Below are 20,471 nucleotides of genomic sequence, written 5' to 3'. Positions count from 1 at the left end.
CACCTCCCTCCGGTCAGGGCTGCGGGGACACCAGCGGCGGAACGGTGGGCATCGGCGGCATCTGCCGGGCCGGGGGCCGGAACGGGGCCAGGAACGGCAGCTCCGGAGTGAGATGCGCGAACTCCCGGCACACGGCCGCCGCATCGGCCGGCGAAGTCTCCGGGGTGCGGATGCGGGACCAGCCACCGGAGGTGTCACCGGCCACCGCGACACCGGGACGATCGGCCCGGATCGAGGTCGCCGCCATCACCGCATCCGGAGCGATGTCACCCAAGCCCATTTCAGCGGTCTGCTTGTCGTTGACCCGGTGGACCACACGCCCGGTGAGCTGGGCACGCAGCGCGGTGGCACCCTTGCCGAGGTCGGAGCCGAAGCGCTGCCCGCAGACCTCCAGGTAGATGCCGACCGCACGGGCCATCTGACCCAGCCGCACCAGTTGCATGACCGTCCGGTCCCGCGCTGCCTCATCTTTCTTCGAGGTGACGAAGAACAGCTCTGCCACCTCATCGATCAGGACGACCAGCGGCACCGGCCGCAGCTTCGCGGGCAGGTCCCACACGTCCGAGACCCCGTGCAGGGCGAGGAGATCGAAACGCTCGCCCATCTCCAGGACCAGCGCGTCTATCAGCCGTCCCGCCATGTCCGGGTCGGTGGCCAGAGCCGACAGGCGGGGCGCGTACCGGCTGTGCTCGACGCCGCGCTTGCAGTCGATGCCGATCAACCCGACCGGGAGCTGTGCCAGGCCCTTGACCAGATTGCGCTGGTAGACGGACTTCCCGGACAGCGTGGCCCCGAGGGTCAGCGCCATCGGAACCGCGCGGTAGTCCCGCTCGAAGACCGTGCCGTCCTCCCGCAACGCCACCGGAACCCGCAGCCCGCGGGGCTGTGCGGAGCGCGGAAGATGGACCCGGCGCAGCACGTCGTAGCCCGTCATCCGCAGCTCTACGAAGCCGGGCTTGGTCTCCGCGACGGTGACCGACTGGACGCCGAAGGCGTGGCGCAGCCGTTCCGAGGAGGTGGCCACGTCGGCGGGCTCCAGGCCGGCCGGGAGGCGCAGCGTGATGCGCAGCCCGGTCGAGGTGGGCCGGACCCGACGGACCTTCGGCGGCACCGGCCGCACCTCACGGCGGGACAGGTTGCGCGTCATGAAGGCCCGCAGCCCGGACGGTTGCACGGTCAGCCCGCACACGTCCATCGTGGACCGGTAGGACCAGGTGAACCGGCCCCACGTCAGCGGCAGACCCACCGTCGACCAGTACAGGCGCGGCGCCCGGTGCTTCGCGTAGCTGACACCACCGGCACCCGCCAGGGCCCCCGTAGCCTCGATCAACAGCGTCAGGTCAGCCATGGTCAGGCCGCCGAGGTGATCGCGACCGCGCGGAACGAGATCCCGTGCCGCTTCTGGCCGTTGAACTCGTTCTCCCAGTCACGGGCCTTGAGGCCGACCACCCGGACCGGCATGCCCGGGGCCAGACCCTCGGGGTAGCCCGTCTCCGGGATAGTGACCTGGTAGAGGTTGCCCTCCCCCTCGTCCGAGACCAGCAGGCCCACGGTGGACAGTCCCGCACCGGTGTCCCGGTCGACGGCCCGCTCTCCGGTCTTCTTGTTGGCCATCTTCGGTTCCGGCGCGGTCGCGACGAACACCACGGCGGTGGAGAGGTCGATCTTGAAGGACGGCATGAGAACTCCTTGTTCGACGACAGAGCAGCCCAATAGAGAGCTGCACATCCCCGCTGTCCTAGGACTGCGAGCGACAAGAGAAATAGTGCCCCGCAGTCCTAGGACTGTCAACAGTCCTAGGACTATGTTTCACTGGACCTCGTAGAGAGGGGTCGTGATGGCGCCGAAGTGGCGGGAGCTGGCGGACAAGCTGGCTGAGCAGATCAAGGGGGGCGACTACGCCCCGGGCCAGCAGTTGCCGCACATCAGGGAACTGGTCGAGGCTGGCGAAGGCTCCAAGGCGACCGTTCACGCCGCCTACAAGGCGCTGGAAGCCGAGGGCCTGGTCACCTCGTCACGAGGTCACGGCACGGTTGTCCGGCAGCAAGTCCCGCTCAAGCGACTCGGTATCGCCAGGTACGACAAGGCGAAGTGGCGGGACGGCGACGAGGTGGCGTTCATCGCGGACCGTGTGGCTTCGGGGCGGCCGTACCGCCGCAACGAACAGACTCAGACGGTCAGCCTCGTTGAAGCGCCGGCGGAGGTGGCAGCCGCACACAGCCTGCCGGTGGGCGCCCCGGTCTACGCCCGCGCACGGCTTGTAAAGGAAGGCGACCAGCCGACGCACACTCTGACCAGCTACTACCGGCCCGAGCATGTCGAGGGCACGCGCATCGTTGACCCGACACCGGGACCCGCCGGTCGGGGTGGTGGCTTCCGTGTGCTGTACGACGCGGGCTACGAGATCGATCACATGCAGGAGAGGATCTTCGCCCGCGCCCCGAAGGCCGACGAAGTGAGTCTTCTGCAGCTGCCGCCTGGGGAACCGGTCGTCGAGCTGCACCGCACCACCTACACGGCGGACGGCACCGTGGTGGAGTTCGCCATCGGTGTGCATGCTGCGTCACGCTTCGCGTGGGAGTACGACTTCAAGGTGCCAGACTCAGCGAAGGACAGGGAAGACCAGCCGTGATCTCGACGCAGAACTGGGCCGACACACGACGTCTGTGGGACTACCACCAGATGGGCCATACGCCCCGGCCTTGTTCTGTCGCGATCGGACTCGGCAGTCACGACCTGGGCGTCGCCGACACGGCGGCCGAGCTGTACGAACGTGGCATGGCTCCGCTGATCGTATTCACGGGCGCCACCAGCCCCACGACGCGAGAGCGCATGCCGCGGGGCGAGGCGGTCCACTACCGGGAGCGGGCTCTTGAGCTTGGCGTCCCCAGCTCAGCCGTTTTGGTGGAGCCGCGGGCACGGAACACGGGGGACAACATCCGCTTCTCGCGGGAGCTGTTGAAGGAGGCCGACGTTGACGTGTCCTCGGTCTTGCTGATCAGCAAGCCGTACGAGGAGCGTCGGGCGTACGCGACGGCGCGCAAGCTGTGGCCCGAAGTTGAGATCGTTAGCGCGTCCAGCCCGATGACGCTGAGCGAGTACGTCGACTCCATCGGCGATGCCCGCATGGTCATCGACATGCTCGTTGGCGCACTACAGCGTCTGTTGGTCTACCCGGAAGAGGGCTACCTGATCAGCCAGCCCGTACCGGCCGACGTGATCGAGGCGTACGAGCGCCTTTGCCAAGCCGGATTCACGAGCCGACTCCTGACCATCGACGCAGCCTCGTCCTGACCAGACAACAGGGTGAGCTGTTACAGGTTTCTCTACCTCATCAAGCCCCGGCTGCGCTCCGCTCCGCCGGGCGCGCTTCCCGGCTCCGCTCCGGGCGCCGCTCCTGCCTTCGGCCCGCTCCGCCCGCGCTGCGCCGACGCGCGCCCACAGGTGGATAGGGCCGGAAGCCATGAGTCGATCACCGCATAGAGCGGCCCTCGGTCAAAGACGATGCCTCCGGCGGGGGATCGGCCGGCACCGGGATGGAGGGGGCGCCGTTGCCGACCGCGGGCCCGTAGGGGTGCGCGTGGGGTGCTCCCATCCCGTCCACCGTCGACCCAGGCAGAGCCGAGCAGACGCGGCCCAGGGCGTCCAGGTCGTTCGTACAGTGGCGCGCTCCACCTGGACGCCCTGAACCACGCCCGCTCCACGGTGTGTGGGTCGACGGCGGACGGGATGGGAGCTAGGGAAGGTGGTGGGTAATGGTGTGATATCGAATATCCGACTTCACCAATACCTAGCAAGCCCCGACGTTTCCCCAGCTCCATCTTGTGAATCATTGTGGGCAATTACGCCAAAAATGACAGCTACAACGATCGCCAGCAGTGCGATAGCAGCCGTCACTATTTCATTTGCAGTGAAACGCCAATACGATGATGCAAGTTCATCTTGAGTAAGAAATATCTCAACCTTAAGAATGCGCCTGAGGACACTACCAATGGCAAACCCGCAAGCCAGTCCAGCCAAAACAATCAGGACCGTCAGCGGCAAGGAATCAAAAAGGGCAGTGAAGATGAGAGCAAAAGACACCCCCCAGGCCGCGAAAATCCATCTGGGCGAATACCAGAAACCCCACTTGCGAGGGCGGGCTTCCTCAAACAGGGGACGGAGCACCGCAGTCTGCGCGTTCACCCAACTCGGATCGCCCGAAATATGACAAGCGACCCAGCCATCAGATTTGATAGCCAGACGGGCTATGCGTCGCGGCCCCGGTCCGCGATTGTGACCAATATCGCTGGCAAAGATAACAAGGTTGTCGAGAACCTCAACATTTCCTGGCTCGGTGGACTCTGCCAGCGCCTGAGCGAGACCGTCAAGAGAGTTTGACTTGTAAGTCGTGATGGCTCGCTCAGTCGAAAAATCGACCTTCGCCTCAGCGGGTAGTCCTGATCGCAGCGCCCGCACCCATTTTTCGATGGTTCTTCGATGCAGCTTGCATCCCCGAACTGTGATGTTCGAGCTTGCTTCTACCGTCACATCTGGAGCAGTCACGCTTCCCCCCGACTTTGGCGATCCCTAGTGTCCTGAGTCGTTAGTTCGTTTGCGGTTGTAGGGTGGGGCGGTGCCTGGTCCGAAGCCGCTGCCGCTGGAGTTGTCCGATCACGAACGCAGGGTGCTGCGGGGCTGGTTGCGCAGGCAGACTGCGTCGCAGGCACTGGTTCTGCGGTCGAGGATCGTGCTGGCGTGTGCGGGGGGCCTGTCGAACGCACGGGTCGCGGATGACCTGGGTGTCTCGCGGGAGACGGTGCGCAAGTGGCGGTCCCGGTTCGTCGCGGACCGGCTGGAGGGCCTGGTGGACCGGCCGCGTTCGGGGGCGCCGCGGAAGATCACGGACGAGCAGGTCGAAGCCCTGGTCGCCAGGACGCTCGGCCAGACGCCGCCGACGGGTGATTCGCACTGGTCGACGCGTTCGATGGCCGAGGCGGAGGGTATGTCGCAGTCGGCCGTCTCGCGGATCTGGCGGGCCTTCGGCCTCAAGCCCCACATCGTTCAGACGTGGAAGCTGTCGACCGATCCGCAGTTCGTGACCAAGGTCCGCGACGTGGTCGGCATCTACCTGTCGCCGCCGGAGAACGCGCTGGTCCTGGCGGTGGACGAGAAGTCGCAGATACAGGCCCTGGACCGGACCCAGCCGGTGCTGCCGATGGCGCCGACCGTGCCGGCGAGGATGACCCATGACTACGTCCGGCACGGCACGACCAGCCTGTTCGCCGCCCTGGACATCGTCTCCGGCTCGGTCATAGCCCAGCACTACCGCCGCCACCGCCACCAGGAGTTCCTCCGCTTCCTGAAGGTCATCGACGCAGCCGTCCCCAAGGACCTCGAACTCCACCTGGTCCTGGACAACTACGCCACCCACAAGACCGAACCGGTCAAGAAGTGGCTGCTGCGGCACCCCCGCTTCCACCTGCACTTCACCCCTACCTCGGCGTCCTGGCTCAACCTCGTCGAGCGCTGGTTCGCCGAGCTGACCTCCCGCAAACTCCGCCGCTCGGCCCACCGCAGCGTCGTCGAACTCGAACGGGACATCCGCGGCTGGATCAACGAGTGGAACAAGAACCCCAGACCGTTCATCTGGACGAAGAACGCCGACGACATCCTCGACACACTCGCCGCATACTGCACACGAATTAACGACTCAGGACACTAGAGAGCTTCCTTGTTGACCCTGGCCGGTGAACCAGACTTATGTACTGGAGGCAAGACACTCCACGGGAAGTTGATCCAGTCATCGGTCCGCTTCCACACGTACTCGCACTGGACGAGGGAGTGCGACTTCTCATAGATCACCGCGCTGCGGACCTCGGCGACCGTGTCGAGGCAGAAGTCGCGCACCAGCTTGAGCGTCTTGCCGGTGTCGGCGACGTCGTCGGTGATCAGGACCTTCTTGTCGGAGAAGTCGATGACGTTCGGGACCGGGGCGAGCATGACGGGCATGTCGAGCGTGGTCCCGACCCCGGTGTAGAACTCCACGTTCACGAGGTGGATGTTCTTGCAGTCCAGCGCGTACGCCAGCCCACCGGCGACGAAGACGCCCCCGCGGGCGATGGACAGCACTATGTCCGGCTCGTACCCGTCGTCGGCGACGGCCTGCGCCAGCTCGCGCACGGCGACGCCGAACTGCTCGTAGGTCAGATTCTCCCGAACATCACTCATGCGCGCGTCCTGCTCATCCTGCTCATCACGGGGTTCATACCTGGGTCCGATGGAAATTGAGGAAGGACCGGGAGGCGGTCGGCCCCCGCTGGCCCTGGTAGCGGGACCCGTAGCGCTCGCTCCCGTACGGGTGCTCGGCCGGCGAGGTGAGCCGGAACAGGCACAGCTGCCCGATCTTCATCCCCGGCCACAGCTTGATCGGCAGGGTCGCGAGATTGCTCAGCTCCAGCGTCACGTGCCCGGAGAACCCCGGGTCGATGAACCCGGCGGTGGAGTGCGTGACCAGCCCGAGCCGCCCGAGCGAACTCTTCCCCTCCAGTCGCGAGGCGAGATCGTCCGGCAGCGAGACGACCTCGTACGTACTGGCCAGCACGAACTCGCCGGGGTGCAGGATGAACGGCTCGTCGCCCTCGGGCTCCACGAGCCGGGTCAGATCCACCTGCTCGACGGAGGGGTCGATGTGCGGGTACCGGTGATTCTCGAACACCCGGAAGTAGCGGTCGAGACGCACGTCGATGCTCGACGGCTGCACCATGGAGTCGTCGAACGGATCGATCCGCACCCGCCCGTTGTCGATCTCGGCCCGGATGTCCTTGTCTGAGAGAAGCACGCACCGAGGATACGCAAGACGCGCGGAGCAGCGACAACCGCCGCCGCACCGCGCGCCCGAACCCGCTCTGCGTCCGTGCTACCGCCTCTCCGCACCCACGGGCACGGCACTCCGCAGCCGCGCACACCGCGGACATCGGACGAGCCGACCGGGGCCGAGTCGATCGGCCTGCTGCATCGGGAACGAGGTGGCGGTGAACACGTGCCCATCGGCACAGCGGACGACGGTGCGCTCCATCAAGTCCTTCAAGTCCCTTCCCCAAGAGCCGCGTCTGGCTTACTACCCTGACGACAAAAGCCACAGTACGGGATGAAAGAGGCGACTCTCCAGGCGGCACTCCGCCCTCACGCACACCCTCTGCGAGGCCCCCACGGTACGCCCCAACTCCGAGCCGCCGCAGCCGCGTCCCGACCCCGGAACGACCACCGGCTCCACGGCGCGAACACCGGGAGCCGGGCATGGGGTAGAGTGAGCGAGCGTCCAGGCACCGACCACGGTCGGCGGCTTACGCGGGTGTAGTTTAATGGTAGAACATCAGCTTCCCAAGCTGAGAGCGCGAGTTCGATTCTCGTCACCCGCTCCACGCAAAACCCCCAGGCCAGAGGCCCGGGGGTTCTTTGTTGTCCAGACCGGTGAGCGGGTGCCGCACCACAACCGCACCATTAGCCCGCCGACGACTCCTCCTTGTGGTGCGCACGGTCGTCGTTGTGGTGCTTCGCACGTTCGGCGCGTACGAGATCGTCCAGCCCCGCGGCGACCTCCCGCTGCCGGTCCTCGTCGGAGTGCTGGTAGATCAGCGCCGCCTTCTCGGAGGACTGGCCGGCGCGCACCATCGTGTCCCGGAGAGTGGCGCCCGAACGGGTCGACAGGGTGTGCCCGGTGTGGCGGAGGTCGTAGAAGCGGAAGCCGTCCGGGAGACCGGCGACCTCACGGGCCCGCCGCCACTTCCGCCCGAAGGTCGTACGCCGGAAGGCCGCGCCCTTCTCACCCACGAAGACCAACCCGTCCGGGCCCTTCTCGGCGAACCAGTCGAGGTGCCGCTTCACCTCCTTCCGGAGGAAGGGCGGGAGGACGACCACACGGGCACCCGCGTCGGACTTGGTCGGGCCGGGGGCCCGCTTGCCGTTGGTCCGCTCCGGCTCGGCGACCCGCACGCGGATCACGAAACTGTCGACGTCGACGTCCCGACGGCGGAGGCCGGCCAGCTCCTCCGGCCGCATCGGACCGTAGGCGCCGAGGTAGACCATGAGCCGCCAGCGGATGCCGATCGCGTCGGCGAGCGCGTCGACCTGGGCGACGGTGGCGATGCGCCGTTCCGCCGCCGACTCCTTGCCCGCCCCCTTGATCCGGCACGGGTTGCGCGTGATCAGGTCGTCGTCGACGGCCGTCTCGAGGATGCCCTTGAGGAGGCGGTACGCCTTGGCAACGGTGGTCTTGGCCTTGGTGGCGCGGAGCCGTTCGGCGCGCCACTCACGCACGCGCGGAGCCGTGATCTCGTCCAGGTCGAGCCCGGCGAACGCCGGAAGGATGTGCAGGCGGAGCAGGTGCCGGTACAGATCCTCGGTCCGAACGGCCAACTCCCGCTCCTCGACCCACTTCTCGGCGTAGACACCGAAGTTGACGGCCCCGGCGTCGGGAGCGCGCCAGTCCCCGCGGCTGAGGTCCGCCTCGACCTGGGACAGCCAGATCTCGGCGTCCTTCTTGGTCGCGAAGGTCTCGTCCGCACGGATGCGCTCACCGTCGGGCCCGAGGTACGACGCCGTCCAGCGGCCGGACCGGTACTGCCGCACCGCACCGAAGCGCCGGCGCTTGCCCTTCTTGTTGGCCATCAGGCAGCCCTCCGCAGTCCGGCGCGACGGAGCCTCACCGGTTCCACGGTGTGGGCGGCGAGGTAGTCGTGAACGGCGCTCTCGGGGATGCGGACGTGCCGGCCGACCTTCACGTACCGGATGCGCCGCTCCTCGATGAGCCGCCGCGCGAAGCGGACGCCCGTGCCGAGGCGTTCGGCGACCTGGTCCACGGTGAGGAGTCGCTCCATGGTCACCACTCCCCCTCGTCCCCGGCTTGGTCGCGTAGTGCTTCGCGGGCGGTCTCACGGTTGAGCCGGATGTCCCGGGCGACGGTGGCGGCGAGGGCGGATTCACCGGGGGTGTGGCCGTGTCCGGCGTACTGCCAGTCCGCCAGGACGAGGACGGTCTCCGGCTCGCGGTCGTCCAGGCCGAGGGCCCCGGCGTCCTGTGCGGCGCGGTAGTCGGCGCGTGCCTGGCGGAGTGCGCCGAGGGTGGTGGAGTAGTGGCGGGACTTCGAGGAGAAGTGGCCGCGGAAGCCGAGCATGTGAGCCCAGGCCCACAGCCGCCGGTCCGGATACAGCGGGTCGAGGTCGCGGCAGGCGATGATGAGGCGGCGGGTGTGGTCGGGCACGCCGTGGCGGTCGAGCTCGGAGATCTCCCCGATACGGCGGTCGAGGGTGCCGGTGCTCTCCGCGGCCTTGGTGGAGTACTTGGCGACGTACGAGGCGACGGCCTGTTCGGTGATGTCGGAGCCGTCCCCGAACGCCTTCACCGGCCGGACGTCGAGCTGTGTGCCCCAGCGGAACGACCGGGCCGGCTGGTCCCCGGCAGCCGGGACCGAGACCGACGTGTAGGAGTGCGCCGCAGCCGCGTTGATCGCGTCGGCGAGGACACCGACCGTGGCCCACGCAGGCGGCGGTGTTCCAGGACCCTCCGGCCCGTCGAGCCGGATCACCGCATGGAAGTGCAGGGCACCCCGCTTCTGGAACTCGGCGACCTTGCCGTACGAGAGGCGGAGGTGATCGGCGAGTTCCCGGCGGGGAAGGCCACCGCGGGCGGCGAGTTCGCGGCGGAGCCGGGTGGTGAAGCGCTGCCAGATCTGCCCGGCGTGGTTGTTGAAGAGGACGGCGCCTGCATAGTCGTACGTCGCCGGGTCGAGGGCGGTGCCCAGTTCGGGTGCGTCGGGAGCGTGGCGGGTGCCGCAGCGGCAGACGCCGTGATCGGGCCGGTTGTGGACCGGGCCGAACGAGGGCGCGGTGAGCGTGGCGAAGACGCGCGGGTGATCCCGGACGGTGGCGGGAATGTCGCGGCGATCGTCACCGGCGAGGCCGGCGCGGATGAGGTGATAGGTGTCGCCCGCGTAGGTCCAGGCGCAGGCCGGGCAACGGGAGGCGCGGCGGTTGCCGCAGGCGAGACGGAGGCGTCCGCCGGGTTCATCAGCGGTGGTGTAGTGGTGCAGGGTCTCGCCGCTGGTCTTGTCCTTGTGGAGGGTCCAGCCGGTGAGGTGGATGGGGTCGGAGCAGCCGCCGGTACGGCGGATCTGGTCTTCCCATCGGGTGTAGTCGTCGGCCGAGGCCACCCGCAGCAAATCGCCGAGGACGACCGGGTCGAGCAGAGGCTCAGGCGCGAGTGAGGCGCGATGCGCCATGCTGGGTGCTTCCTTCCGGTTGAGAGATCGGACAGGGACGGCTCCCGGGCGGCGGATGCTTGGCGGTATCGAGGCCGCCCGGGGGCCGGTCAGCGACGCTTGGCGTCGGCGTTGACGAGCGAGCGGATCACCAGGGCGCAGACGGCGACCGAGGCGCCCGTGATGGCGACGGCCAGGAGCATGGAGACCAGGACGGCGCCGACGACCAGGACGACGGCCGTGCCGCTGCCGACGAGGGCGAGCGCGGTGCCGGGGGTGAGCTGGACCGTGGGCCGGGACGGAACCGGGGCCGGGGCGACGGGGGCCGGCGGGGACGGGGTTCCCGGGATGATCGTGGTCGGCTCGACGACGTCAGGCGGGATGACCCGGCCGGTGGGCTGGGGCATGGTCGGGAGCTTGGGCCGGAACATGAGCGGATCTCCTTACTTGACGGCGGTGTCGATGACCGGGGCAAGCACGCTGTCGGCGAGGAGGAAGCCGCCGAGGAGGAGCACGGCGATCAGCCACCAGGGCGGGCGGACGAGTTTGACGCCGAGCCAGCCGACGACGATCAGGGCGAGCCAGAGCGGGACGTCCATGGCGGTGGCCTCCTAGCGGACCTTGCAGCGGTGGGTACGGGCGGCGAGCTGGGCGGCGGAGCGGTTGGTGTAGTCGGCGGACCAGCCGCAGCCGTCCGAGCTGCACACGGCGGCGTGCTTGGTGGTGCCGTGACGGTCGCGGTGGGTGCCGATCTGCACGGGGCCGATGCGCATCACGGAGTGGAAGAAGTCGCGGGCGGGCATGTCAGTCGGTCTCCGTTCGGGTCAGGTTCGGGTCGGGGTAGGCGGCGCGGATCGCGGCGGCGGTGGCCGGGTCGGCGGTGAGGCGGGCGGCCTCCTCGGCGAGCAGGTGGGCGAGGAAGGGCCAGCCCGCGGCGGCCATCTCGCGGGCGGCGTCGAGGTGGTCGGCGGCGGTCAGGTCGGCCGGGTCGGCGAGCACGAGGTGTCTCCCTTCAGGTCAGGCGAGCTGGGCGGCGATGGCGTCGGCCAGGTGCGGCGGGACGCCGAGGCGGGCGCGCAGGGTGTCGGTGTCGATCCGGGCACCGGTCCGCTCCTCGTGGTCGGCGGCGACCTTGCGGGCGTGGTCCACCAGCGCGGCCGGGACCGGAACGGCCGGCGGTGCCGGAGCGGAGTGGACGGGCGGGAGGGACGGGGCAGCGTCGGCGGAGTCGACCGGGGCCGGCTCCGGCTCAGCAGCGGGGGCCGGTTCGGGTTCCACCTCGGGCACGGGGTCCGGCACCGGCGCAGGATCCGGCGAAACCGAGGTGTGGCCCGCGGACGAGTGGGCGAGGAGAGTGCCGCCCATGAAGGCCAGGGCGGGCCAGGCGGCGACCAGGATGCGCAGCCAGGCCGGAACGTCGTCCAGGTCGAGAAGCCCGGCGGTGGCGACGTTCGCGCCGAGCGAGGCGACCAGGGCGATCAGGAACCAGCACCAGGCCAGCCGGGACGGCCCGTCCGTGCGCAGCCGTCGCCAGGCGGCGACCAGGAGCAGGTCTACGGAGACCGGATAGGCCCAGGCCTTCCAACCGTCCTGTCCAGCGGCGGAGGCGAGGTCGTGGAGGTGGGCGAAGGACAGTGCCCCGGCGATGACGGCCTGAACGAGCACGGCGTCCACGCGGAGGGCGGGGCGGGTCATGACGGCTCCTCCTGTGATCAGGCATGGCGGGGGTAGGGACACGGCGCGAAGGACGGTCGCGCCGACCGTGGGGTGCGGGAGAGGTCAGGCGGTGGCGGGGGCCGTCTTGGACAGCGGCACACGGGCCGAGGGCACGGGGGCGACCGCGGGCCGGAAGGCCGCCAGGGCGGGAAGATCCGGGGTGCGGTCGGCGTACTTGTTGCAGGTGTTCACGGCTTGCCGAAGTGAGGTGTGCGGGGCGCGGATGCGGTGCCAACCGCCGGTGGAGTCCCCGGCGATGGCGAGCCCGCGGGTCTCGGCGGGGATCTGGATCGCGGCCAGGACAGCATCCGGGGCGATATCCCCGAAGGCCATGTTCGCCGAGGTTTCGTCGTTGACGCGGTGGGCGGTGCGGCCGGTGAGCTGGGCGCGGAGCATCGTGATGCCCTTGCCGAGTTCGGAGCCGAAACGCTGCCCGCAGATCTCCAGATAGATGCCGGCCGCACGGCCGAGCTGGGCGAGGCGCACCAGAGCGGTGATGATCCGGTCCCGCCGCTTCTCCTCCTCCTTGCTGGCGAAGAGGGCGAGTTCGGCGACCTCATCGACCAGGACCACGACCGGCACCGGCCGCAGGTCTTCGGGCAGGTCCCAGATGTCGGCGGCGATCTCCGCATCCCGCACGGCAACACTGACACGCTGCTCGGCCCGGATGAGCTGATACACGTCCCCCATGTGGGAGACCAGCGCCTCCAGGAGCTCCAGCGCGGTGTCAGGGTTGTCGGCGATCGCGGAGAACCGGCGCGCCAGCGGGAACAGCTCGACACCCTGCTTGCAGTCGATGCCGACCAAGGCGACGTGCTGCGGGGCGAGGCCGGCGACGAGGTTGCGCTGATAGACCGACTTGCCGGACTCCGTCGCACCGAGAGTCAGACCGTGCGGGACGGCCCGGTAGTCGCGGTAGTGGACCGAGCCGTCCTCCCGTAGTGCGACCGGGACCCGCATCGGACGGGTGTCGGCCTTAGCAGGCATCTGCACCCGCTTGAGCACGTCGTAGCCGGTCATCCGGATCTCAACCACACCCGAGCGCAGCTCACGGGAGGTGACGCCGTACATCCCGAAGGAGTGGCGCAGCCGGTCCGAGGCGGCGGCGACGTCGAAGGCATCTTGTCCTGGCCGGAGTTTGAGCCGCAGGATCAGGCCGGTGCGGGTGGGACGCAGCCGCAGAATGCGCGGTGCGCGGGACTCCGGCACCGGGCGGTTGGTCATCCGAGCCAGCGTCAGACGCCAGCGCGAGGGCGGGACCGTCAGGCCGCAAGCGTCCATGACCGAGCCGTACCGGACCAGGACCCGCAGGACAGCGAGGGTGACCCCGAAGGTCAGCCAGTACCAGGCGGGGCGCCGCCACCGCAGGAGACCCGCAGCGGCGACGACCACCAGCAGTAAGACCGTGGGCCACGTCATGGCTCAGGCCGCCTTCGAGGCCGAGTCGATGTCGACCAGCGAGGTGACGGCGACCGCGCGGAAGGCGATCCCGTGCCGCTTCTGGCCGTTGAACTCGTTCTCCCACGGCCGGGCGACCAGGCCGGTGAGCGCGACCGGGGTACCCATGGCCAGCTCACCGGAGAAACCGGTCTCCGGGACGGTGATGGACAGGATCTCCACCTCGTCGTTGGCCGCGAACATCACGTCGACCGTCATCAGCTTGACGCCGGTCTCCATGTCGGTGGCGATCTCACCGGTACGGCGGTCACGGACCTTGGGCTGTGGGGCCTTGGCGACCATCACGGTGGCACCGGACGTCTCCACGGGAATCTGACGCACAGCAGATCACTCCTCTATAGATGTCCAACTCCGCCACTCATGTACATGAGTGATGGGAAGAAGAGTGCCTGACTCCTATACATGAGTCAACCCGCCGCGGCTAAGAAGTCACGACGGGTCGCAAGGAGTTGAGCAGGCGTCAGTCAGCGGCAGGGATCCGGTATTCGAAAACGAACTGGTCAGCAGCCATGAGCGTGTCGCAGACCTCGACCACGAGCCCCGCAGTCGTGCGAGCTTCACGGATCAGGTGAACCACCGGCGCACCGGGGCTGAGCGCCAGCTCGGACGCCTCCACCTTGGAGGCCGGCCGCGCTTGCAGCGTCTCGACGAACTCGGCGAACTCGTGCCCGTGGTCTTCGAGTCGGGCGTAGATGCCACCGCCGCCGGGGTTCTCGGCGAACAGCTCCGGGATCTCCTTGACGACGTCCCACGGGAGGTACGAGGAGGCGGTCTCGACCGGGGTGCCGTTGCGGAAGTAGAGACGCCGACGCGCGAGCACTTGAGTGCCGGCGGGAACACCGAGCCGTCGGGCAGCGTCCTCGGGAGCTTCCATGGGACCGATGTAGAGAACGCTCACCTTGGCGGTGGCGCCGGACTGCGCGGACTCCGCGAGGTACGCGGCCTTACCGCCCTGCCGATGGGACCGCCGGAAGCGATCCGAGGAGCGGTGCCGCACCGGCGGACGATCCTTCACGATCGAACCCTTGCCGTGCCGAGTCTCGACAAGCCCACTCGCCCGCACCTCGACCATGGCCTTACGGATCGTGCCGCCGGACACGCCGTAGCGCTCCACCAGCTCCGATTCACTCGGCACCATGTCGCCGGGCTTGAGCACACCGGCCCGGATCTGCCGCACGATCTCATCGGCGATCTGCACGTACCGAGGCCCCGACCTGCCCCCCTCTACCGCAGTTCCCATAGCCGTTCTCCGCCTCCTATGCTCCTGTACATGAGTCAATCACAGGAAGCAACGCCCTCACCCCTGCACTCCGTATCCGTCGCCGGAGTAGTGGTGCGCGAGGACGGGCGCCTCCTGGCCATCCGTCGAGCCGACAACGGCACATGGGAACTCCCCGGCGGCGTGCTCGAACTCGACGAGACTCCCGAGGCCGGCGTAGCCCGCGAGGTCCTGGAGGAGACCGGCATCCACGTCGAGGTGGACGAACTCACCGGCGTCTACAAGAACACGACCCGCGGCATCGTGGCCCTGGTCTTCCGCTGCAAACCCTCCGGCGGAACCGAGCGCACATCGAGCGAGTCGACGGCCGTCTCCTGGCTTACACCCGACGAGGTCAGCGAGCGCATGGCCGAGGTCTACGCGATCAGGCTCTTGGACGCCTTGGACGGCAACGGCCCCCACGTACGGAGCCACGACGGCAAGCACCTCATCCCAGCGGGATAAGACTTTCCCTACTTCATCAAGACCCGCGCACGGCGCGGGCGCGCGCCGCCTCTGCGGCGCGGCCTGCCTCCTGTCTTCGCCCCGGCTGGCCGCGCCCGGCGGCGCGCTCGGCGGCTGCGGGCATCAAGTGGGAGACACCCTCTGCAGCTGAGGCCGGTCGCTCCACGGCTTTAGGCAGCCACCATGGGGCGAGCCTCTAAGATCATGGCCCCAACGTCGTGCTTTATCGGGCAGGTCCAGAGACTGCCCGACGCGCCATCAGCTTACGGGGCCATGATCACTCGCCCCATGGCAGCTCCAGCCCAAAGCCGCTCCGCGCCCTCGCTGGCATGCTCTCCCCGCTGGGACGCTGCCACCAGCCCCACTAGCACAGCCACTTCGGTATGGTCCTGTGGACCACGATGCCGTCGAGCTCCACAGAGCACACGGAAATATGGGACACTGGGTTAATTAAAATCATCTAAGGAGAATCAGTGCCGGAGATCCAGAAGCGTCCGATTGAACAGTATCTCGATGTCGCATCCATCTCCGAAGCGGGCACCTCCGAAAGGTACCAGCGCGCCTCTTCTCCCCACACTGTCTTCACTTGGTGGGCTCGCCGCCCGTTCTCTACGGCAGCAGACCTAATTTCCGCTTCCCTCGACCCAACTAAAACAGCAGAAGAATCAAAGGTTCTTGACCCGTTCGTAGGTGGCGCCACGTTCCCGCTTGCAGGTACGCGCCTGGGCGTCAAGATGTACGGGATGGAAAACAACGAGCTCGCCTATTTCACAGCGAAGGCACTCCTCGATTTCAGTAGGTCCGCCGGCCGACAGCTTCGGCATCTATTGATGCTGGAGGGAAGGAAAGTACTGGATCAACTGAAATCCGAGACCGGCGATCTTTACCCTTCCCGTAACGCCGACAACATCATCTGCTACTTCTGGAGCCGTTCCGCTACGTGCACTAGCTGTGGTAACGAGATGCCCCTTCAAAAGCGACCCTGGCTTTCCAAAAAGGCAGGTAAGCAACGCGCCATCGTACAGCATCCAGACTTTGACACTAAGTCATTCGATATCCATGTTGTCGAATCGACATCCGATGCAGTAACCGACCACTCGGTCTGGATCGGGAGAAACTCTCTACGTTGCCTGTTTTGTGGACATGAGTACGACAGGAAGCAAACGGCCGAGTTGGTTCGGACGGCTTCGACCGACAAACTTACGGCAGTTGCAAAGCTCGACAAGCGAAAGCATTTTCTTCCCGCGACGAATCCGCATGAACATATCACTGATGCCGTCGCGGAGCGTATGATCAAGGAAGACTGCGCCGCACTCGGCCTTCAACTTCCTGACGTCAAAATTCCGGCCTGGTCAGGTATCACGAATCCCACCGTGTACGGCCACGACACTATTACTTCCCTATTCACAGAGAGACAACTTGCGGTTACCACTCGCCTGTGCAGGATTCTGAGTGAGCGGCAGAAGACCTGGGAAGAGAAGTATGGCGAGCCCCAAGCAAAAGCGATCGCTGCTTTCCTTTCCGGTCTAATTGATCAGCTAGCTGACTGGAATTCTCGGCTGTGTATGTGGATTTCACAGAATGAGCAGGTGGGACGCGGTCTCTCTGGTCCGGGAATGCCTATGCTATGGGACTTCGTTGAGATTGACCCACTCTTGCGCGGGCCAGCGAATCTCTACGGAAAACTTGAGCGAATCGCCGCTGGCGTAGACCAAATTCCGATGCCAGCGGACCATGAGGAAAGGATTACCCGCGGCGACTCCCGCTCAATGGCCTACCCAGACGCCTTCTTCGACGCTATCGTCACTGACCCGCCGTACTACGACAATCTCTACTACAGCATCCTCGCCGACTGCATCTACTCCTTCAAAAGGATGGCGTTGATCGGTAGCTTCCCTGAAATTTTCAGCGAGCCCAGAACTGACTCGACTAGGGAGCTGACCGCAGCTCCTCGACGTCAGGGAAGTCCCACAGAAGCCTGGACATACTTCAGTACCGGGATGGCGCAAGTCTTGCGAGAGGCTCGGCGGGTCATCAAGCGAGACGGCGTGATTACCGTTTGCTACGCTCACAGTTCTATTAGCGGTTGGTCATCACTAATTGCGGCTTACGTGCGGGCCGGGCTAAAGATCACCCAATTGTGGCCCATGACAATCGAACGAACCCACCGACCGCGTTCGATGAAGTCAGCCGCGATCAACACTTCCCTCGTCTTGGTTGCCAGGCCTCATGAAGCAGCAAGCGCGATGAGCCTGACACAAGATGCACCCAGTACTGACGCGCTAATCAAAGCAGCTCTGGATCGTGCGGCTGCATTCGACTGGCCAGATGACGTGGCAGCAACTCTAGCTTTCGTCTCCGCCATCGAGGCCCGGCTCAGTCAATTTACAGACGAGATGCTGAGCCAGCAAGATTCGGTAAACGCCGCATGCCGCGAGATTGCCGATCGAATTTATGAGAGCATCCCGGAATTCAGCTTTTCATCACGCTGATCCACGTTGTCTCCTTCGGTTGGCGCGTGTCGAAGGAGACAACCCATTAGCTATCTATTGCTCCCGGTCTTCCATCTCGTTCACAAGAGCCCTGGTTTTAGCCACCCGCGCTCGAATGGTTCGCATTTTGCTGTCGATTTTGAGTGCCTCTACAGCGATATCAACGAGCTCTCCGCGATCCATAGCCGCAACGTCATTTTTCACTTGATCGAAGTAGGCGAGCTCTGCCTCCGCATTAAGCAGAAGGCCTTCGAAGTACTCTCTCCTCGCCTCCGTCCAGTTCACCTGGTCCCACGACAGAGCCTGACGCAATGCGCTGTCCAGCGAGCTCCAATATTGCGGAGCACTAAGGGTAACTGATTCATGTTCAACGCTGCGCATCCAAATATCCTCAAGCCGAGACGGCCCTGACTCGGAGGCGATCATCAGGGCGAGATGCGAGTAAGAGAGTAGCGTCACTTGATATCTGCCAGCCTCCACATAAAGGCGACTTTGCCCTTCTGGGTAGCCAGCAATAGGGGCGACCAGAATTGCGTAATCAGCACCCTTCCGCCACTTACTCAGCGCTTCAATCTTGTAGTCTTTAGGATTGAGTGCTGTTCGAGAAAGCCTGAACGCCTTAGCATCCGCCACTAGAGAGTGCGCGGGCGATCCCCCTTCTGCCACCACGTCCGCCGAGTTAGACCTTTCTTGAGAGACCTCGGCTTGATACCCAATCCGCCGGAGAGACTCGGCAACGATTGAATCCATCGCCTTGGCATATAGCTTTTCCTCCCTGGAGTCGTGGCTGTATCGCTCCGGAATGCACCCGGCCCTCACCAGCAGAGAAAAGAACTCGCCATCATCCGCACCCTGGATGATTTTGTCTAGTTCGATAGCTGCCCGATCGAACAAAAGTCCCTTTCTGACAAGTCGATCGACAACTGCATCTATCGAGAAGTGCATATTGACCTCGATCCCCACCCGGCTGAGCGCCATGAACGTCAACATTTTGGACGATCATGCTAGCGGGGCTCTTCGCCGCATGTGACGGGTCAGCTGATTCGTATGAAGCCATCCACGTGGACAGAATGGTTCTTAAGGCTTGCAAGTAGGGCAAATATTCACTAGAGCGCCTCAGTGCTCCAGGGTGCCGTCAGCTGGCCGGCGCCGGATCGGCAGAGTCATTGAAGATCTACCCGATGCCCAAGGGCGTTCCGTTGACATCAACGACTACGGACAGCGCCACGTGCGGCCCCTGCGGACGCGTTGGTCCGCGACCACGTCGGGACGAGATCGAACTCCTAATGCGGTGGTTACACGGCAGCACCGCCGACGGCAAAAGCCCACGGCATCCGAACTGGTCGGGACCGTGGGCTTCGTCAGGCCTGCTGGTCAGCAGGAAGAGTGATCAGTACACCGGCTGTCCAAGCGGTGGCCTCTGCTGGTCGCCACGCGGAGCGTGTCCCTCAAGGCTCCGGTCAGGTTCTTCGCCAGGAGCCGCATGTCGTCCGGGGCCGTGTCGGTGGCGAGCATGTCGATCGCTTGGTCCAGTAGTGCGGTTGCCGTGCCGAGTTGTACTGACTCGATGTTGTCGGCCAGGCGGGACATGTAGCCGCCGCTGTCATCGGTGCTGAGAAAGCACGGCTTGCCGTCGGGCCCCGTCCAGGGGAGGAGCCGCAGTTCGTTTGACGTCGTCATGTTCTCGTCGGCCTCTCGTCGATCACGTAGTGAGTGGTGAACACCGCGTCGGCCCGGTCCCCCGGCAGCACCAGGAGGGCCGCCTCAACCACACGTCCAGCGGTGTCGGCCGTCTGGCGTGTGACGACGAGGACTGCCAGGGCAGAGCTGATCCGGAGGGTGGACGCCTCCTCCGGTGTCGGGAGGCGAACGCTGATCTCCTCCCGGACCTCAGCCGGCGGCGGGCGGAGTTCCCTCAGTCGCGTCACCACCGCCTCGTATGGGAGTGGCTCGCGGAGCACGGCGGCCGGCGCCAGGTCGCAGGGGACGTAGATGCGAGCCAGGCTGTGAGGTTTCTCGTCCTCATGGCCGAGACAGAGGATTTCGATCAAAGGACTGCCGGTCGGCATCTTCAGTAGGGTCGCGAGATACCCGCGGGCCCGCACCTTGGTGGTGTGGACGGTGACGTTCAGGGATGCAAGATCCGTGCTGTGCGCGTCCGGGGTCCGCCTCCCGCCGACGTACGTGATCCTGTGGAGCGGACGGCGGACGAAGTTCCCCTTGCCGTGGGTCTTCTCGATGAGGCCTTCCGCCTGGAGTACGGCGAGGGCATTCCGCAGCGTCGGTGTGCTGACCATATACTGCGCGGCCAAATGCGCCTCAGAAGGCAAGCGTTCGCCAGGCTTGAGCCGACCGGTGACGATCCGCTCCCGGAGGTCATCGGCGATGGCGTCGCGACGCGAGGGCACGGGCGGGATCACCGCCTCTCACTCGCACGAGCCGCAGGGCGATGAGCCGGGTCCCCGTGTGGATGGTCAGCAACTCACCCGAGTCGAACACGAGTCGTTTGGCCCCGCCGGGCAGTTGAAAGAGGTCGGTCACCCGGCACTGCTGGCCCCCGACCTGAATGACGTCGCCGAGCTGCACACTGGCCGAGGTGATCTCGACGGGGGAGAGCACCGCGCCGCTGAGTGCCGACCCTCTCACCGTGCCGCCCTTGTCGGTGCCGGGCACTTGGCGATGGTGTGGCACGAGCAGGCGCAGGTTTCATAGATCACTGGCACGTCGACCGGTGCGGTGAGCGGGGACGACTCCGCGCAGGCGTTATGTGTGCCGATGCGGCAGGAGGTTGACCGGTAGGAGTCGGGCCCCGGTTGGGTGGTGTGGGGCTGTTGGCGGGACGGCA

The 20,471-nt window shown here is 66.1% G+C and carries 25 protein-coding genes and 1 tRNA gene; 6 read left to right on the top strand and 20 right to left on the bottom strand.

All coding sequences use genetic code 11. The features are described from left to right. Window positions 1–13: 13 nt before the first annotated feature. The gene (locus tag R2E43_RS20170) at window positions 14–1,348 is read right to left on the bottom strand and encodes an FtsK/SpoIIIE domain-containing protein (protein ID WP_332056423.1); all 1,335 of its coding nucleotides are present in this window, start codon (window positions 1,346–1,348) and stop codon (window positions 14–16) included. Window positions 1,349–1,350: 2 nt separating this feature from the next. Beyond that, a complete protein-coding gene (locus tag R2E43_RS20165) occupies window positions 1,351–1,680 on the bottom strand; it encodes an SCO3933 family regulatory protein (RefSeq protein ID WP_052836754.1) in 330 nt (109 codons plus the stop codon). 157 nt (window positions 1,681–1,837) lie between these two features. Between R2E43_RS20165 and R2E43_RS20160 the strand changes: the two genes are divergently transcribed. Together R2E43_RS20160 and R2E43_RS20155 are read left to right on the top strand one after the other, a co-directional pair. Continuing rightward, entirely contained in the window at window positions 1,838–2,632 is a 795-nt protein-coding gene (locus tag R2E43_RS20160; RefSeq protein WP_108933648.1) for a GntR family transcriptional regulator, read from the top strand. After that, window positions 2,629–3,294, top strand: a complete 666-nt coding sequence (locus R2E43_RS20155) for a YdcF family protein (protein ID WP_108933649.1) — start codon at window positions 2,629–2,631, stop codon at window positions 3,292–3,294. The genes R2E43_RS20160 and R2E43_RS20155 overlap by 4 nt, the downstream gene beginning before the upstream one ends. A 486-nt stretch (window positions 3,295–3,780) precedes the next feature. Here the strand turns inward: R2E43_RS20155 and R2E43_RS20150 are convergent, their stop codons facing one another. Then, a complete protein-coding gene (locus R2E43_RS20150) occupies window positions 3,781–4,545 on the bottom strand; it encodes a hypothetical protein (RefSeq protein ID WP_159107660.1) in 765 nt (254 codons plus the stop codon). A 70-nt stretch (window positions 4,546–4,615) separates the two neighbouring features. On the opposite strand from R2E43_RS20150, the gene R2E43_RS20145 reads away from it, so the two are divergent. Continuing rightward, window positions 4,616–5,704, top strand: a complete 1,089-nt coding sequence (locus R2E43_RS20145; RefSeq protein ID WP_332056422.1) for an IS630 family transposase — start codon at window positions 4,616–4,618, stop codon at window positions 5,702–5,704. Here the strand turns inward: R2E43_RS20145 and R2E43_RS20140 are convergent. Both R2E43_RS20140 and dcd read right to left on the bottom strand, forming a co-directional pair. Further along, the gene (locus R2E43_RS20140; protein WP_108933650.1) at window positions 5,701–6,210 is read right to left on the bottom strand and encodes a phosphoribosyltransferase; all 510 of its coding nucleotides are present in this window, start codon (window positions 6,208–6,210) and stop codon (window positions 5,701–5,703) included. The two genes, R2E43_RS20145 and R2E43_RS20140, sit on opposite strands and share 4 nt — an antisense overlap. Window positions 6,211–6,244: 34 nt before the next feature. Continuing rightward, entirely contained in the window at window positions 6,245–6,820 is a 576-nt protein-coding gene (gene dcd / locus R2E43_RS20135; protein WP_003975261.1) for a dCTP deaminase, read from the bottom strand. Window positions 6,821–7,329: 509 nt separating this feature from the next. Between dcd and R2E43_RS20130 the strand changes: the two genes are divergently transcribed. Next, window positions 7,330–7,403, top strand: a tRNA-Gly gene (locus R2E43_RS20130). 79 nt (window positions 7,404–7,482) lie between these two features. On the opposite strand, the gene R2E43_RS20125 is transcribed toward R2E43_RS20130, so the two are convergent. From R2E43_RS20125 to R2E43_RS20075, 11 genes are all read right to left on the bottom strand, one after another. Then, the gene (locus R2E43_RS20125) at window positions 7,483–8,649 is read right to left on the bottom strand and encodes a tyrosine-type recombinase/integrase (protein WP_319352283.1); all 1,167 of its coding nucleotides are present in this window, start codon (window positions 8,647–8,649) and stop codon (window positions 7,483–7,485) included. Continuing rightward, window positions 8,649–8,858, bottom strand: a complete 210-nt coding sequence (locus tag R2E43_RS20120; RefSeq protein ID WP_043371579.1) for an excisionase family DNA-binding protein — start codon at window positions 8,856–8,858, stop codon at window positions 8,649–8,651. The genes R2E43_RS20125 and R2E43_RS20120 overlap by 1 nt, the downstream gene beginning before the upstream one ends. A 2-nt stretch (window positions 8,859–8,860) precedes the next feature. After that, complete coding sequence (gene repSA, locus R2E43_RS20115; protein ID WP_319352286.1) at window positions 8,861–10,258, bottom strand: replication initiator protein RepSA; 1,398 nt, start codon at window positions 10,256–10,258, stop codon at window positions 8,861–8,863. A gap of 89 nt (window positions 10,259–10,347) precedes the next feature. Beyond that, window positions 10,348–10,668 carry a SpdD-like protein gene (locus tag R2E43_RS20110; RefSeq protein ID WP_332056421.1) on the bottom strand — a complete coding sequence of 107 codons (321 nt, stop codon included), beginning with the start codon at window positions 10,666–10,668 and terminating at the stop codon, window positions 10,348–10,350. Between the two features lie 12 nt (window positions 10,669–10,680). Next, window positions 10,681–10,836, bottom strand: a complete 156-nt coding sequence (locus R2E43_RS20105; protein ID WP_215209544.1) for a DUF4175 domain-containing protein — start codon at window positions 10,834–10,836, stop codon at window positions 10,681–10,683. A 12-nt stretch (window positions 10,837–10,848) separates the two neighbouring features. Continuing rightward, on the bottom strand, window positions 10,849–11,040 hold the full coding sequence (locus tag R2E43_RS20100) for a mobile element transfer protein (protein WP_319352291.1): 192 nt from the start codon (window positions 11,038–11,040) through the stop codon (window positions 10,849–10,851). Window position 11,041: 1 nt separating this feature from the next. Then, window positions 11,042–11,236 carry a hypothetical protein gene (locus R2E43_RS20095; RefSeq protein WP_319352292.1) on the bottom strand — a complete coding sequence of 65 codons (195 nt, stop codon included), beginning with the start codon at window positions 11,234–11,236 and terminating at the stop codon, window positions 11,042–11,044. An 18-nt stretch (window positions 11,237–11,254) separates the two neighbouring features. Next, entirely contained in the window at window positions 11,255–11,932 is a 678-nt protein-coding gene (locus tag R2E43_RS20090) for a DUF2637 domain-containing protein (protein ID WP_319352294.1), read from the bottom strand. A gap of 84 nt (window positions 11,933–12,016) precedes the next feature. Beyond that, window positions 12,017–13,372, bottom strand: coding sequence for an FtsK/SpoIIIE domain-containing protein (locus tag R2E43_RS20085; protein WP_319352296.1), 1,356 nt, complete (start codon window positions 13,370–13,372; stop codon window positions 12,017–12,019). 3 nt (window positions 13,373–13,375) lie between these two features. Beyond that, complete coding sequence (locus tag R2E43_RS20080) at window positions 13,376–13,732, bottom strand: SCO3933 family regulatory protein (protein WP_085572269.1); 357 nt, start codon at window positions 13,730–13,732, stop codon at window positions 13,376–13,378. A gap of 139 nt (window positions 13,733–13,871) precedes the next feature. Next, window positions 13,872–14,651 (bottom strand): GntR family transcriptional regulator, encoded by a 780-nt coding sequence (locus R2E43_RS20075; RefSeq protein ID WP_150151064.1) that lies wholly within the window; start codon window positions 14,649–14,651, stop codon window positions 13,872–13,874. A gap of 18 nt (window positions 14,652–14,669) precedes the next feature. On the opposite strand from R2E43_RS20075, the gene R2E43_RS20070 reads away from it, so the two are divergent. Together R2E43_RS20070 and R2E43_RS20065 are read left to right on the top strand one after the other, a co-directional pair. Then, window positions 14,670–15,134 carry an NUDIX hydrolase gene (locus R2E43_RS20070; RefSeq protein WP_319352300.1) on the top strand — a complete coding sequence of 155 codons (465 nt, stop codon included), beginning with the start codon at window positions 14,670–14,672 and terminating at the stop codon, window positions 15,132–15,134. Between the two features lie 473 nt (window positions 15,135–15,607). After that, the gene (locus R2E43_RS20065) at window positions 15,608–17,626 is read left to right on the top strand and encodes a hypothetical protein (RefSeq protein WP_332056420.1); all 2,019 of its coding nucleotides are present in this window, start codon (window positions 15,608–15,610) and stop codon (window positions 17,624–17,626) included. Window positions 17,627–17,680: 54 nt separating this feature from the next. Here the strand turns inward: R2E43_RS20065 and R2E43_RS20060 are convergent, their stop codons facing one another. From R2E43_RS20060 to R2E43_RS20045, 4 genes are all read right to left on the bottom strand, one after another. Then, window positions 17,681–18,616: a HindIII family type II restriction endonuclease gene (locus R2E43_RS20060; RefSeq protein ID WP_319352303.1), complete on the bottom strand. Its 936-nt coding sequence runs from the start codon at window positions 18,614–18,616 to the stop codon at window positions 17,681–17,683. A gap of 384 nt (window positions 18,617–19,000) precedes the next feature. Beyond that, window positions 19,001–19,306: a hypothetical protein gene (locus R2E43_RS20055; RefSeq protein ID WP_319352304.1), complete on the bottom strand. Its 306-nt coding sequence runs from the start codon at window positions 19,304–19,306 to the stop codon at window positions 19,001–19,003. Beyond that, entirely contained in the window at window positions 19,303–20,046 is a 744-nt protein-coding gene (locus tag R2E43_RS20050; RefSeq protein ID WP_319352306.1) for a GntR family transcriptional regulator, read from the bottom strand. The genes R2E43_RS20055 and R2E43_RS20050 overlap by 4 nt, the downstream gene beginning before the upstream one ends. Next, window positions 20,003–20,299 carry a hypothetical protein gene (locus tag R2E43_RS20045; protein WP_408649114.1) on the bottom strand — a complete coding sequence of 99 codons (297 nt, stop codon included), beginning with the start codon at window positions 20,297–20,299 and terminating at the stop codon, window positions 20,003–20,005. Before R2E43_RS20045 ends, R2E43_RS20050 begins: the two co-directional genes overlap by 44 nt. Between the last annotated feature and the right edge of the window lie 172 nt (window positions 20,300–20,471).

Origin of the sequence: Streptomyces violaceoruber (assembly GCF_033406955.1) — a bacterium.
Lineage (GTDB): Bacteria > Actinomycetota > Actinomycetes > Streptomycetales > Streptomycetaceae > Streptomyces > Streptomyces violaceoruber.
The sequence above is the reverse complement of the archived record's forward strand: the minus strand, read 5'-3'. Positions and strand labels throughout refer to the sequence as shown.

Coding starts and splice junctions, on each gene's coding strand:
- R2E43_RS20055 (WP_319352304.1), bottom strand. CDS start 19,306: ATGACGACGTCAAACGAACTGCGGCTCCTCCCCTGGACGGGGCCCGAC.
- R2E43_RS20120 (WP_043371579.1), bottom strand. CDS start 8,858: ATGGAGCGACTCCTCACCGTGGACCAGGTCGCCGAACGCCTCGGCACG.
- R2E43_RS20140 (WP_108933650.1), bottom strand. CDS start 6,210: ATGAGTGATGTTCGGGAGAATCTGACCTACGAGCAGTTCGGCGTCGCC.
- R2E43_RS20110 (WP_332056421.1), bottom strand. CDS start 10,668: ATGTTCCGGCCCAAGCTCCCGACCATGCCCCAGCCCACCGGCCGGGTC.
- R2E43_RS20165 (WP_052836754.1), bottom strand. CDS start 1,680: ATGCCGTCCTTCAAGATCGACCTCTCCACCGCCGTGGTGTTCGTCGCG.
- R2E43_RS20160 (WP_108933648.1), top strand. CDS start 1,838: ATGGCGCCGAAGTGGCGGGAGCTGGCGGACAAGCTGGCTGAGCAGATC.
- R2E43_RS20075 (WP_150151064.1), bottom strand. CDS start 14,651: ATGGGAACTGCGGTAGAGGGGGGCAGGTCGGGGCCTCGGTACGTGCAG.
- R2E43_RS20170 (WP_332056423.1), bottom strand. CDS start 1,348: ATGGCTGACCTGACGCTGTTGATCGAGGCTACGGGGGCCCTGGCGGGT.
- R2E43_RS20100 (WP_319352291.1), bottom strand. CDS start 11,040: ATGCCCGCCCGCGACTTCTTCCACTCCGTGATGCGCATCGGCCCCGTG.
- repSA (WP_319352286.1), bottom strand. CDS start 10,258: ATGGCGCATCGCGCCTCACTCGCGCCTGAGCCTCTGCTCGACCCGGTC.
- R2E43_RS20090 (WP_319352294.1), bottom strand. CDS start 11,932: ATGACCCGCCCCGCCCTCCGCGTGGACGCCGTGCTCGTTCAGGCCGTC.
- R2E43_RS20105 (WP_215209544.1), bottom strand. CDS start 10,836: ATGGACGTCCCGCTCTGGCTCGCCCTGATCGTCGTCGGCTGGCTCGGC.
- R2E43_RS20060 (WP_319352303.1), bottom strand. CDS start 18,616: ATGTTGACGTTCATGGCGCTCAGCCGGGTGGGGATCGAGGTCAATATG.
- R2E43_RS20070 (WP_319352300.1), top strand. CDS start 14,670: ATGCTCCTGTACATGAGTCAATCACAGGAAGCAACGCCCTCACCCCTG.
- R2E43_RS20085 (WP_319352296.1), bottom strand. CDS start 13,372: ATGACGTGGCCCACGGTCTTACTGCTGGTGGTCGTCGCCGCTGCGGGT.
- R2E43_RS20125 (WP_319352283.1), bottom strand. CDS start 8,649: ATGGCCAACAAGAAGGGCAAGCGCCGGCGCTTCGGTGCGGTGCGGCAG.